This is a genomic window from Bacillus sp. FSL L8-0152 (genome assembly GCF_038006365.1).
GTDB classification, from domain to species: domain Bacteria; phylum Bacillota; class Bacilli; order Bacillales; family Bacillaceae_G; genus Bacillus_A; species Bacillus_A cereus.
Genome location: NZ_JBBOVB010000002.1, coordinates 1 through 12,979, shown reverse-complemented (window position 1 = coordinate 12,979; position 12,979 = coordinate 1). Strand labels below are relative to the sequence as shown.

Below are 12,979 nucleotides of genomic sequence, written 5' to 3'. Positions count from 1 at the left end.
AGAGTAAATTAAAACAAGTAAACTTTGTATAGGAAATATATTTTTTAAAATTCTAATGCTTTTGATTTGTTTTTTATTGTATTAATATCCTGGCATTGTTGGGAGAGCTGGGCACATTCATGAAAAGCAAAATGTTTACATCCTACACATTTCGCTTTATTCAAATGTCTTAAAGCACAGTTAATTGCTTCTCCTGTATGATCAAAAAAGTTCTCTTTTCCAATCTCAGCATATAATCCATTTTTAATTAGAGTTGTTTTCAACTCTGATTGAGCCCCTGAAATGAGAAGTACGCCACCTTGGTTTTTAAAATGTTGGACAATATTCCTAAAGTAGGCTTCGCCTGTTGTGTCAATAAAAGGAACCTTGCCCATACGTAAGATTAGAGTTTTGGGTCTATAATGAATTGTCGCTAAAATGTTTTGTTCGAATGTTTGCGCAGCTCCAAAAAATAATGGACCTTCTATTGTGTAAATACTAATTTGAGGGCAATCATGAGTATTATTTACCACATGCGGTAATAATTTTTCATTCTTTGTTGTATGATCAGGAAGCACTTTTGACATCACAAGCATATTACTCATACGTTTTGTAAACAAAATAACAGCTAAAATAAGACCGATTTCCACAGCCGTTGTCAAACTTGTAAATACAGTAAGGGAAAATGTTACTAGTAATACAAGAGAATCTCCGGTCTTCATTTTAAGTATATGAACAAAATGCTGTTGCTCACTCATATTCCACGCTACAACCATTAAAATAGGAGCCATACTAGCAAGTGGGATGTGCGAGGCGTATGGAGCTAGCAGTAGAAGCGTAAATAACACAAATACTCCGTGAATCACACCGGACATGGGTGAAACAGCGCCACTTTTAATATTCGTTGCTGTTCGAGCAATTGCTCCAGTCGCCGGAATTCCTCCAAATAATGGGGTAACAATATTAGCAATTCCTTGACCAATAAGTTCTTTATTACTGTTATGTTTACTATTTGTCATCCCATCTGCAACGACAGCAGATAAAAGGGACTCAATACCGCCCAACATAGCAATAACAAACGCAGGGCCAATTAAATGTTGGATACGCTCTATTGTGATCTCTGGTATATCAAACTGAGGTAGTGTATTTGTAATCGTACCATATGCTGTACCAATAGTAGGTACATGACCTGAGAAAAATATAGTTGCAATTATAGTTGAAATCAAAACACCTACTAATGAACCCGGTACTTTTGGCAAAATTTTTGGTGTTACGAGTATAACGAAAAAGCAAATCAAAGCAGTTACTACATTATAAAAATTAGTGGTATCGATATGAGTAAATATTTCTTTCAAGTTTGCTATAAAGTCCTCATGTTTTTTTATGCCTGTTAAACCTAAAAAACTAGCAATTTGTCCAGTGAATATAATAACAGCAATACCTGAAGTAAAACCAATTGTTACAGGACGTGGTATGAACTTAATTAACGAACCTAATTTAAAAATTCCCATAAGGCATAAGATAATTCCAGCCATCAAACCAGCGAGTAGTAAATTTTCATACCCATAAGTAATGACAATCCCTAAAAGAATGGGAACAAAAGCCCCTGTAGGCCCTCCAATTTGATACTTTGAACCACCAAATAGAGAAATAAGTATCCCGGCAATACACGTTGTATAAATTCCATACTCTGGTTTTACACCAGAAGCTATGGCAAAAGACATAGCAAGAGGAATCGCAACAACTCCAACAATCAGTCCTGAAAGAAGATCTTTTTGAAAATGCCCTAATGAATATCCTTCAAACCTTCCCGTAAATAAACCTCTCATTACAAACCCTTCTTTTCTCTTTTTAATAAACTCGGATTACAACTATGTGTCGCATTCGTTTTATACAGGAGGATTTAATTTTTATCAAAGAAAACGACATCCTAATACTTACTATAAGTTTTGCTTAAATGACGTTCTAATTTTCCTATATCTCCACCTTGTTGTACATGGAATTGTAATCTTTCCGCTAGAAGTTCTCCAGCTCGACTATCTAGCTTCTTCGTATCAATAAACGTAGTGACTTTTACTTTATCTGGAGTAATATCTCTACGAAATATCTGTCCTGGAATTTCAGTCCAAAAACGATTCCATTCTTCTAATAATCCTATTTGATCAAACAAAAAGTTCTGAATGCCGCATAACCATGCTGTACAAGCTGTATTCCTTTTTTGACATCCAATACCATCTTGTAAATGTTGACATGAAAAGCAACAAGAATATCCACTTTTAATGCAAACATTACAAACGTGATGAGCTCCTATAGAGTGAAATATCTCAATTCCATGTTGGATGATATCTTCTCTTTTAGCCTCATTGCTCAATTTATTCCTCCTTTACCATTTCGTTTTCTGCTTCATCTAGCTCTTCTAACATAGAAATTGTATCAATTAAATGATTGTTAAAAATTTTCCGCGCAACCACTAATAAATTCATAATCATAGGATCTCGAAGGGAGTATAATACTCGTTTTCCATCTTTAGTGCCAACAACAATATTTTTCGCGCGTAATACACTTAATTGTTGAGAAACTGCAGAACCTTCTTTTTTAAGAATGCTTTGAATTTCATTTACACTTTTTTCACCTTCTGATAGAAGTTCCAAAATCCCTATTCGTAAAGGATGCGATAAAGCTTTAAAGAAATCTGCTTTAAATTGTTGCATTTCGGTTCCCATTAAAACACCTCAAGTATATATTTACATTTAACATTTCAGAAGTATCCTATACATCTTCAAATGTTTGAATATGTATAGGATACTTCTAAAGCCAAGAATTATCAATACAAATTTAGAAACTTAAAATAGGTAAATAAATGGTTTTTGGTTGAAATTACGATTCTTTCTTTCGTACACAAAAATCCTATGTGTCCTAGACTATATTTCTAGATAAACCTTATACCTACAGGTTCAGAGGCTATTGAATAAGGGAGAAATAATGAATTTACATGAATAGACTCAAATAACATAAAAGCATTAAAGGAAAGAGGATTTACGGATTTATAAGAACGGAATATTTATGCAAGTAAAGGTGAGCTGTGAAAAAATGTAACAATCTAGTTATAGTATGACGAATAAAGAAAAGAACCCGTTAGTAAAAAACGGATTCTTTTCACTAGGTGTGCAAGAAATTCAAGGTGACTAGAATAAAATCACTTGTATTTTTTTAGGGCACGCACAAGTTTGAAAAAATATTTATTTGAACGTAAAAAGGGTTTATTCAAGATAAAGAAGCTTTTTGAAAAAGTAGGTGGACACCTAAAGGGAATTATTGAAAGACAAATTAATTTTGGTGGGTTACTTGAAGATTCGAGGGCAATTGTTATGCTACACATTGATAAATAGTAGGTTACTTATAAATTTCCTGAATTAGTAATTTTAGAAATTAAAGAAGATGTATAGACTTCATATCCCTAATTCGGATTCACTATATTTGATAGATTACCTGTATTTGTAAAAGAAATATTAAATACAAAGAGGTATTAAAACTACAAAAATAGAATATATAAATTTAAAGATAATTTTAAGGTAAATAAATCCATTAAAAGGTGATAATTTAGTATGTTTACAAAAAATTAGTAGAAATTAATAGTAATGTTTTGTTTGTTGATGTGTATAGGTGGGATTAATGTTAAGAATATTCAATATTAATAATATCAATTTACTATAGTTTACAATTATGTAAAACTATAACCAGGATGGATTTTCTTTAAAACTTATCACTAATAAAGATTTAAAGAAGTTTTTGTTTCATTTTCCATCAAGAAAAAAGCCAATTTTTATATTCATTGGCTTCTTTTAAATCCATACTCTTTTTCATTTATAATTTTACCACATCATCAAAATTTGTATAGAAAAATAATTTAAAAATTCAGACTGAAATACCCGTTGTTATGAATGGAATTGTAGGATTGTTTGGAGTTGGGTTCAAAAATGAATAGACTTGTTCAAATGGGATGAATCAAATCTATTAGAATTAGAAAGCGTTGTCATTAGTGGTGTAATATTGGCAACTATTATACCGCAGAGATTGGAATTATGAATAATAGAAAAATGAGAATTTGTATTTTAGATTTGCAAGATCATCATACTAGTTGTGTACATAAATATTGTATTGATGATTGAAAAATTGGAAAAGCAGCATGTCAAATAGGAACGGAATTGATTTTTGATGAAAAGGCTGCTAAAAGAAAAATAAAACTGAAGTGGGATTACATTTGCTAGCAAGCGCTGGTGTTAAGAAGGAATGGATATGTATAAGAAATGTACATCAATTTGAATGTCAAATAAGTAGTTTACGTAAACAGCAAAATCAATGTGGCTTGTAAATAATTAATTAAAAGTTGTAATAGAAGTGATAAGGATAGAAGTATTAATGGCCTTATTATAAGTATTATCTGAGAAACTAGCAAGAATTGTAGATAACGTAGTAGGATGCGAGAATTTATCAAATAAAATGAGGTGAATGAAACATGAAAGTAATTACGAAAAAAGCACAAATGATACCCTTAGAGGGGGAGGAGTTTTGTAATCTTCAAGCGGACGCAGAACAGTATAATGCGGAGAATTGTAATATAGAAAGAGAGTATTTCAAGTTAGAAAAAAAATCAGTTAAAAATCGAACGACAGAAGAAAAATGGGATGAAAGATGCAAACAAGCAGTTCAATTATTTAATCAAGGGACCGAATATCCAGACATTGCGAAAATAGTAGGGTGCAAAGTGAGTAGTTTGTATAGAGAGCTCAAGAAACGTGGAGTATTAGAAATGCCAAAGCAAGCGGCACCCTCTAAAACATTAAGGTCACCCATAATACCAGCAAAAACAAAAAAATCTAAGTTTGAACGATATAAAGAGTATTATATGTATAAGTAGAAGGATTAAAGGTTATATAGTTATTTATCTGAATAATAACTGCATCTTAGATTCTCTATTTTTGATTTTTCATAAAGTACATTTTTAGACGTTACATTTAAATTCTTATCAACTCAGTTTTGGGGAATTAGCAAAGATATCAAAATATCAAAAACATACATTTGAATAAATATTAAGGAATTTTTGAGCACTTGCTCCTTAATTGTCGCTAATATGTTTAGTGCTACACACTCTTATGAAATGTATTAATCAAGCTGTACACCATATATAATTAATAGTTTTAATATATAGGTAAATATATATGATTTCTGCAAATGGAGGAGATATATAATGTTAACTGAATTACAAAAAAAGTTTTTCTTAAAATTAAAAATTCCCCCAAGAGAAAATGTGAAATTTGAAGATTTACATAGAATTCTTTTGCAGATGGGGCACTTATTACCTTATGAAAACTTAGACATCATGGAAGGAAATACGAAAGAATTTTCTAGAGAAAATATTGAAGAAAAGCTGCTTTTAAAGAATCGTGGTGGATTATGCTATGAAATTAATTCTTTATTATATTATTTTTTGTGTGATTGTGGATTTAATGTGTATCGAATAGCTGGAACTCTATATGATCCAAAAACAAGAAAGTGGAACCCTGATGATGGCCATGCACTTATCGTTTTACAACACAAATATGAAAACTATATTATAGACGCCGGTTTTGCATCCTATCTCCCTTTACATCCTGTTCCTTTTCACGGTGACAGCGTGACTTCTGTAACGGGTGAATATCGTGTTCGTAAACAAAATACGGAGAAAGGAACCCATGTATTAGAAATGAAAAAAGGAAAAAATGGAGAAACTTCACATTTTTTTGATTCGGATCTTAGTGATACCTGGTCTATCGGTTATGCTTTTTATTTAAATGCAATTAATGAAAAGAAAGTGAATGCTATACAAAACATGGTTATAGAGCATCCAGAATCACCAGTAAATAAGGCGAATATTATTTGTAAATTAATTGAATACGGGCATATTGCACTTACTAAGCAAAGTTTTACAGAAACCCGGCATGGAAAGAAAATTAAAAAAGAAATAACAGAGAAACAATATCATCAAATACTTAAAAATGAATTCAATATTTTTTAGACAAGTAAGATGTAGAAAGTAAACTATAAGATTTTCAACGCATTACGCCCCCATTTGTAGAAAAAGGGGGGTTTTTAATTAATAAGTGCTTAAAAAGTTCTAAAATATTTTTATTTTTATGAATTTTTCTATTGTTAATAGGATAAATTCAGCGATATATAACTTAAATTTATAACGAAAGACTATAAATGCTTATTGAATAACAGTGAAAATAACATCAAATATATCCATTTTATTAAAATAGTACTACATTCATGGAGAATTTGTTCAATTGTATATAGAGAGATATTATTTTAAATAGTTATTAATAACGAAAGAGGAGAGGGAAAATTATGTTCAATCAAAGAACAAGAAATGGCGTCAAAAAAATCCTAGCAATTACAGCAGCTAGTACGGTGTTTTCGATGTTTGGATCATCAATTTCTATCATAGAGGCGGCGTCTGCTCCAGGAGTTTATGTTACACCTAAAAATAGTGTTTCTTCAGATATTATTAGTATAGACTGGTCTCCTGTTCAAACAGCACCTTATACATATTGGGCTGTACATAACTGGAACCAGGGGGGAGAAGCTGGTGGGTATGCTGGATTCCAACAACAAAGCGGTTTTGATGAAAATGGAAAGCGTACTTTGCACTTTGCAGTTTGGGATCCTATTTCTTCTAAGGAAGCAATAAAAGCAGAATATGTATCCCCTACATCAGTTGCAAGTAATTTTGGTGGAGAAGGAACAGGTCTTAAAATTCAGACGACATATGATTGGAAGAATTATAATTGGTATCGCATGACAATGCGTTCTTGGCAAGAGAATGGACACACAAAATTTGGACAGTGGTTAAAAGATGTTTCAAAAAACCAATGGAAGCTTATTGGGATTATGGACTTTCCAGTTCCTAACGTTACATTTAACTATGGACAAACGCTGTTTCAAGAAGACTGGCTTGGTAATGGACAAGATGTAAGAGAGGCACGTGTAAAAAATGGATATGGAAGAAATATCTCAGATAAAAAATGGACATCTTGGAATACTCAATCAATAGAGGGGCAAGAGCCATTGAATAATAATTGGGATGGGGGAGCTACTTCAGAATATCTTTGGTTTAAGGCTGGGGGAGACTCTCGATCAACTATTGGAACAGGAAAAACATTTACGTTAAATCAACCTAGCCAACCTGAAATAGGAAAACTAGATTATGATGTAAAGTCTATGTATTATGAAAATGAAAAATTAAATATAACTTGGCAATTAAAAGATAGTAGTACACCTCAATTTAAGGGGAAAATTGAAATTTATAATAATGAAAATATGACGGGCCAACCGATTAACGTAATTAATGATATTAAATCTTACCAAAATGGAATCAGTCAATCTATATCATTACCAACAAATACTTATGCAAAAATTGTATTAACAGATATATTTGATCAAACTGTGGAAAAAAAGGTGAAAATCAAAAATGAATCTCCAAACATTTTAGAAGGGGATCGGTTTGCATGGTCGATGAAGGGTATAGGAGATTTTGAATTTGCAAAACTTGATTTAAATAAATCAACAGAAGAATTGCAAGTTAGTTTAATAGCAGGTACACCACACAATTATTTTGATAGCACGTATGCAAGTATTAAAGTACAGGATACATCAGGTAAAGTGGTATATAACAAAGAGATTTATGGGAATAACAAACAAAATGCTGAATCAAAAACAGTCCCAGTAAAAGTAGGCAATTTTATTGAGCTTACACACCTAGAAGGTGGAGAGAGAGCGACATTAACAAATCTGGATAATAATAAATGCGAAAGCTTTGATAAAAAAGTAATATATGAAGTTACAAAGGATGGCCTGAAGAAAGTAAATCAAATTGTTAATCCGAAACCGGACACAGAAGCTCCAACACAGCCACAGGGATTATATGCAAGCAATGTTGCATCAGACAGTGTAGAGCTAAAATGGAATCCTTCTACAGACAATGTGGGTGTAAAAGAATATCAAGTGTTACGTGATGGACAATTAATTCAAACAGTACAAGAAACAAAGTTTACTGATCAAAACCTTACAGCTAATAAAGAATATAAATATACTGTAAAGGCTGTAGATACGGCTGGAAATATCTCGGTTCAAAGCAACATCCTTACAGTAACAACAAAGAGTCAAAATGTAACGTATGAAAAATGGGATCCTAAAAAGGCATATACAAAAGGAGATAAAGTAGAGTATCAAGGGAAATTTTATGAAGCGGTTCAAAGCTATCAAGGAAATGGGGATCCTACTTGGATATTTGCCTTGTCTTTATGGCAACCATTTAAACTAATATAAAAGTCTTTTACTTAAATTTTATATATTAATTAAGTGTTCGCAAAAATATGTTTAGATTTTAGCAGAAGATTTCAAAATTGTAAGGGAAAAACTTAAAAACTGTATATAAAGTAAATGGTAGTAAAAATACCAAATCTGAATTTTGTTAAGAAAATGTACTGAAAAAATTGATTATATCAAATGGGAAATAGCTTTATCACTGAGAGAAAAAAACTGTACACAGGGCATCTAAAAAGATACCTTAGCAATAACGACAATTAGGGAGAAGTATTAACTAAGGTATCTGGGTGGATGGTTGCATAGTAAATATGCAATTTTGAGCATTGTTGAATGTATTGGGATATTCAACAAGTTCAGAGTAACACAAAGTTTCTGTTAATTCAGCCGGTAAATTTGTCCAAAAATACGGGTCTATAAATCCAATTTTTATCTCTAGTGCGGATTTATAGATCCTAACAAACGTGTGATTTGAATTTAAAGTAATACCTTTAGAGACTTTTACTTGTCTATTATGAAAATTACACGATTTAGGGAAGTTTCTGAGCATATCGTTAAGATTAGACCACAGGATAAATATAATACTTAAATCATGAGAATCGACAATATCTATGCATATCTTGTCATAACACCAAGACTTTTGGTAACTCTTTATTAATTAGGGGAGAGGTCGTGTTTGATGAGAATGATAATCTGATTAGGAGGCATAGAGATGGAACTAACTAAATTGGAAAAGGTAATTGTTATTAGTACATTTGTTCAAGGGTTAGGTGAGGAATTCCTGGAAAATAGCAAGGAAACCCATTCTTTAAAACAACTACTTAGGGAGATAGAAAAGGTGTTTAATGATTCAACACCGGATCAAATGCGAGAAGCAGCTGAAAGTGTGTTAGAAAAATTCATTTATGATTTAATAAAAGAAAACAATCTTCCACTACTAAAAAATTAATTAAGGCTTAGTGTGAGAACGAGAGGGCAGTAAGGCAATGCCTATAAGGAATCGTTACCGTATCCCTATAAAAATTAATATCAAGCTTGCATAAGGAATGATATATAAAGAGTTTATTCTCTTTATATATGCCAAAAGTCAGTTACTTGTTTTCGAGAATCATGTTTTCTAACAATCTTCATTATTTTTTGCATTGTATTTGGTGATGGTACATAATCCTTGTCATTACACAGTTGGCCTAATGTATTTCTGTTTACTTTACTAGCTTTAGAAAAATCCTGAATTGAGTAATCGTAGCTAGCTAAAAATTTAGCTAGCTTTGTTCTATGTCTTCCAATACCTCTACCCCACACGCTAATCTCCTCCATAATCTTTTTTAATCATCCTTGTCCAAAATGCAAAAAACTATACGCAATTGCAAAGAAAAATTTGCATATTGTACAAGCTATTCACAATAAGATGTATCAAGGTTGCTACCAAATTAGCTATCAAGGTAACTCTACCAAATTTCTAAGTTTGTAAGCCCATGTATCATCAACATTCAAAATTCTGTTTATAAAGGGGAAATTTATATGTTAACTACATTTATCTCTTTAGGAGCTTTAGGAGTAACGACAATTGGAGGGGCGTTGTTAGAAAAGCATCTTGTGAAAAATGATCATGTTGCAGCAGCGAAACTTGTAAGTGATGGAATATATCATGGAATGAGGATAGGTGGAGTTTGTTTCATTGGGTATGTATTCATTCAAATTGTGGAGATGTTTTAAGGAGGAAATTACATGGGGATTTTAAAGGATTGGCTTCATAAACAAAGTTTGAAGAATCGACTTATAGAGGTATTTACAAAGGCAGGTTTATATGTAGACCATCAAACAAGAGGTGGAAAAGTACCAATTTATCCGAAGATACATGACATTTTTTCCTCGAAAGAAAAGGTTCGATACATATTTACCATTCCAAACGGATTAGATCCGAAAAATATTGAAAAGAAGTGGTTTTGCTTTCAACAAATATTAGGGCGTAATGTAGCAATTGACGGTGATATTAAAAGATTCGTACTTAATGTGTTTCATTCGGATGCTGGGCTACAAGCATACAATTACAGTTATAAGAAGTGGCAGCCATTACTTATACAACATCATCTTCCTGTAATTGTGGGGCGTGACCAATTTGGAAATATGATTACGTATGACATGATTGCTTCAAACACGCCGCATCTTCTAATTGCAGGAGAGACGGGGAGCGGGAAAAGTAGTATGGTACGCGTTGTACTGTCTACACTTATTCAATATATGTCTCCTGATAAATTACAGTTGTACCTGGGCGATTTGAAGAATTCCGAATTTCATTTCTTGCGAAGGGTGAAACACGTAAAAGAGGTTTGCATGGAAGAAATAGAAATGAAGATTATGCTGCAGAAAGTGTGGAAGGAAATACGCGAACGTAGAAAATTGATGGAAGAGTATGAAGTAGATCATATTGACGAATACAACAAATTAAATCCTGATAATCAGAAACCATATATCTTACTTGCTATCGACGAAGTGGTTATGTTGCAAGATGAAAAGGAATGTATGTCTATAGTTGAAAAAATATCGGCAGTCGGAAGGGCACTTGGAGTTTTTTTAATGCTAAGTATGCAACGACCTGATGCAAAAGTGTTGGATGGTAAGCTAAAGCTCAATATGACGGTTAGAATGGGCTTTAAATGTGATAGTACAATTAATAGTAATATTATGGGTACTCCTGGTTCAGAACGCTTGGAGCAATCTGGCCAAATGATATTAAAGTTAAATGGATTAAAGAAAGTACAATCTCCTTATTTAGAATTAAGTAAAGCCAAGAAGATAGTTGAACCTTATCGCGTTCCGAAAGAGAATATAAAGTTGCAAAACCTACCACAAGAAGAAAATCAATTATTCGGGGTGTTAGATTATGAGGAATAGAGACAAAGCCATACTAAACAATTTGAAGCGTTTTAGATGTATGTCTCGTGATGACATTATTGATTTGCATTTTCAAGGATTAAAGAACGCGGTTACATGCTGTAATACGGTGATGAAGCGATTAAGAAGAGATGGTCATGTGAATGCCAATATCTCGCAACAGCCATACATTTACTTCCCTCAATCCAGCACACTTCGCAAAACTAGCCAAAAGATCCCCCACTTTCTAGGCATATTAGATGTGTATAAACAGCTTATCTATTATGAAAAACCTAAACTGTTTAAAGTGGAGCCAAAGTACGGTAAAGAATTCATGGAACCTGATGCATTTACAATTTGGCGTAGATCTCCATTTTTCATTGAAGTCCAGAAGTCAGTTTACAGCAAAAAAGTTATGCAAGATAAAATAAATAGGTATGAATTATACTTCCACAGTCAGGAATGGCATAACGAATCTTGGCAGCCAAAAGAATCTAAATTCTTTCCATCAATACTTATAATTACTGAAAAGTATTATAATATCAGCTCTTTTAGCCTACGTATTTTTCAAGCTTCTTCAATTAGTAATTTCTTGAATAGCCTTGCTGTAAAAGCACAGTAACAGTCCCTAATTAGGTTTTTCTTTCTAAAGAGGTTTTTTAATTTACATCTACGTTTATTAGGTCATCATTGACTGAATTAGTTCATATATATTTTGCCAATGTGAATTCTAATACAGTTTCTGTTATTAATACAAGTAGCAATGCTGTTATCGCAACAATTTCAGTATATACATTCCTTAGTGGTATTTCTATAACACTAAATGGTTAAAAAGCTTTTGTAGTAATAGAAGTATTTTTCGGAATCTATTTCTTAACGATTCGCCTCTCATCAATAACATATGATAATTGATATTAATCAGTATCTTTTATTTGATACAATCGTTTGATTAGGCGTTCTTAAGTAGTGTTTGTTAACCTTCCGGGAACATAGTTACTTTCAGCGCATCGTCTCTTTAGTTACCGAATCAATTCCACATACTTTTGGTAGGAGGAATATTACCTGGGATTTCGAAAAATGTTTACATATCCTTATAACAATAATTGATATTGGATGTTTTCTACCTTAAAAGCTAGTTAGGCAATAAAAATAACATGAATGGACATAATAAGTTTGGTAAATTCATGTATTACTTTTTTAATCCTAGGTATTATATTGCTTATAAAAGGATGTGTTAGAAGTGAGAATTGGAGTAGTTAAAGAGATAAAAAAGGGAGAAGCACGTGTAGGAATGACCCCTGAAAATGTTCGGAAGTTAGTTGAAGAAGGGCATCAAATCTTAGTAGAAAAAGATGCAGGTATTGGATCAGGATATACAAATGATGAATATACAGGCGCAGGTGCAAATTTAGTAGCACAAGGAGAAGCTTGGGAAGTCGATATGGTAGTTAAAGTAAAAGAACCATTACCTGAAGAATATCGTTACTTTAAAAAAGATCTTATAATCTGGGGTTTTTTACATCTGGCTGCGTCGAAAGAGTGTGTCGAAGCACTGAGAAATGCTGGTACTACTGCAATTGCAGGAGAAACAATTAGCGAAGATGGTGTTTTGACATTATTAAAGCCAATGAGTGCAATTGCTGGGCGTCGTGCTGTATTCATGGGAGCATATTATTTAGAAAAACAACATCAAGGAGAGGGGATTTTATTATCAGGTATTGAGGGAATTCCTGCCGGAAATGTAGTTATTTTAGGTGGAGGA

The 12,979-nt window shown here is 32.5% G+C and carries 12 protein-coding genes and 1 pseudogene; 9 read left to right on the top strand and 4 right to left on the bottom strand.

Annotation, left to right across the window (positions count from 1 at the left end):
- Positions 1 to 44: 44 nt before the first annotated feature.
- From MHH27_RS28430 to MHH27_RS28420, 3 genes are all read right to left on the bottom strand, one after another.
- Positions 45 to 1,808 (bottom strand): SulP family inorganic anion transporter, encoded by a 1,764-nt coding sequence (locus MHH27_RS28430; protein WP_340944967.1) that lies wholly within the window; start codon positions 1,806 to 1,808, stop codon positions 45 to 47.
- Between the two features lie 101 nt (positions 1,809 to 1,909).
- Positions 1,910 to 2,350: a DNA mismatch repair protein gene (locus MHH27_RS28425; protein ID WP_340944964.1), complete on the bottom strand. Its 441-nt coding sequence runs from the start codon at positions 2,348 to 2,350 to the stop codon at positions 1,910 to 1,912.
- A gap of 1 nt (position 2,351) precedes the next feature.
- Positions 2,352 to 2,702, bottom strand: coding sequence for an ArsR/SmtB family transcription factor (locus tag MHH27_RS28420; RefSeq protein ID WP_000536397.1), 351 nt, complete (start codon positions 2,700 to 2,702; stop codon positions 2,352 to 2,354).
- A 1,793-nt stretch (positions 2,703 to 4,495) separates the two neighbouring features.
- Here MHH27_RS28420 and MHH27_RS28415 point away from each other — a divergent pair.
- The 4 genes from MHH27_RS28415 to MHH27_RS28400 all read left to right on the top strand — a co-directional run bounded on the left by MHH27_RS28415 (position 4,496) and on the right by MHH27_RS28400 (position 9,292).
- Positions 4,496 to 4,897, top strand: a complete 402-nt coding sequence (locus MHH27_RS28415) for a hypothetical protein (protein WP_340944962.1) — start codon at positions 4,496 to 4,498, stop codon at positions 4,895 to 4,897.
- 330 nt (positions 4,898 to 5,227) lie between these two features.
- The gene (locus tag MHH27_RS28410; RefSeq protein WP_098566845.1) at positions 5,228 to 6,034 is read left to right on the top strand and encodes an arylamine N-acetyltransferase family protein; all 807 of its coding nucleotides are present in this window, start codon (positions 5,228 to 5,230) and stop codon (positions 6,032 to 6,034) included.
- A 332-nt stretch (positions 6,035 to 6,366) separates the two neighbouring features.
- The gene (locus tag MHH27_RS28405) at positions 6,367 to 8,346 is read left to right on the top strand and encodes a DUF3472 domain-containing protein (RefSeq protein WP_097961227.1); all 1,980 of its coding nucleotides are present in this window, start codon (positions 6,367 to 6,369) and stop codon (positions 8,344 to 8,346) included.
- 709 nt (positions 8,347 to 9,055) lie between these two features.
- Positions 9,056 to 9,292, top strand: a complete 237-nt coding sequence (locus tag MHH27_RS28400) for a hypothetical protein (RefSeq protein WP_097925372.1) — start codon at positions 9,056 to 9,058, stop codon at positions 9,290 to 9,292.
- 122 nt (positions 9,293 to 9,414) lie between these two features.
- Here the strand turns inward: MHH27_RS28400 and MHH27_RS28395 are convergent, their stop codons facing one another.
- Entirely contained in the window at positions 9,415 to 9,645 is a 231-nt protein-coding gene (locus MHH27_RS28395; protein ID WP_000264559.1) for a helix-turn-helix domain-containing protein, read from the bottom strand.
- A 219-nt stretch (positions 9,646 to 9,864) separates the two neighbouring features.
- On the opposite strand from MHH27_RS28395, the gene MHH27_RS28390 reads away from it, so the two are divergent.
- The 5 genes and pseudogenes from MHH27_RS28390 to MHH27_RS28370 all read left to right on the top strand — a co-directional run.
- Positions 9,865 to 10,059, top strand: a complete 195-nt coding sequence (locus MHH27_RS28390; RefSeq protein ID WP_097925370.1) for a hypothetical protein — start codon at positions 9,865 to 9,867, stop codon at positions 10,057 to 10,059.
- A 12-nt stretch (positions 10,060 to 10,071) separates the two neighbouring features.
- Entirely contained in the window at positions 10,072 to 11,238 is a 1,167-nt protein-coding gene (locus tag MHH27_RS28385; protein ID WP_340944956.1) for an FtsK/SpoIIIE domain-containing protein, read from the top strand.
- Complete coding sequence (locus MHH27_RS28380; protein ID WP_016513387.1) at positions 11,228 to 11,839, top strand: replication-relaxation family protein; 612 nt, start codon at positions 11,228 to 11,230, stop codon at positions 11,837 to 11,839. Before MHH27_RS28385 ends, MHH27_RS28380 begins: the two co-directional genes overlap by 11 nt.
- Positions 11,840 to 11,907: 68 nt before the next feature.
- Entirely contained in the window at positions 11,908 to 12,048 is a 141-nt protein-coding gene (locus tag MHH27_RS28375) for a hypothetical protein (RefSeq protein ID WP_369812842.1), read from the top strand.
- Between the two features lie 409 nt (positions 12,049 to 12,457).
- A pseudogene (locus tag MHH27_RS28370) lies at positions 12,458 to 12,979 on the top strand (alanine dehydrogenase); the annotation flags it as partial.

Excerpts from the sequence above, each read along its gene's own strand:
- MHH27_RS28430 (WP_340944967.1), bottom strand. The coding sequence starts at position 1,808 with ATGAGAGGTTTATTTACGGGAAGGTTTGAAGGATATTCATTAGGGCAT.
- MHH27_RS28420 (WP_000536397.1), bottom strand. The coding sequence starts at position 2,702 with ATGGGAACCGAAATGCAACAATTTAAAGCAGATTTCTTTAAAGCTTTA.
- MHH27_RS28415 (WP_340944962.1), top strand. The coding sequence starts at position 4,496 with ATGAAAGTAATTACGAAAAAAGCACAAATGATACCCTTAGAGGGGGAG.
- MHH27_RS28410 (WP_098566845.1), top strand. The coding sequence starts at position 5,228 with ATGTTAACTGAATTACAAAAAAAGTTTTTCTTAAAATTAAAAATTCCC.
- MHH27_RS28405 (WP_097961227.1), top strand. The coding sequence starts at position 6,367 with ATGTTCAATCAAAGAACAAGAAATGGCGTCAAAAAAATCCTAGCAATT.
- MHH27_RS28400 (WP_097925372.1), top strand. The coding sequence starts at position 9,056 with ATGGAACTAACTAAATTGGAAAAGGTAATTGTTATTAGTACATTTGTT.
- MHH27_RS28390 (WP_097925370.1), top strand. The coding sequence starts at position 9,865 with ATGTTAACTACATTTATCTCTTTAGGAGCTTTAGGAGTAACGACAATT.
- MHH27_RS28385 (WP_340944956.1), top strand. The coding sequence starts at position 10,072 with ATGGGGATTTTAAAGGATTGGCTTCATAAACAAAGTTTGAAGAATCGA.
- MHH27_RS28380 (WP_016513387.1), top strand. The coding sequence starts at position 11,228 with ATGAGGAATAGAGACAAAGCCATACTAAACAATTTGAAGCGTTTTAGA.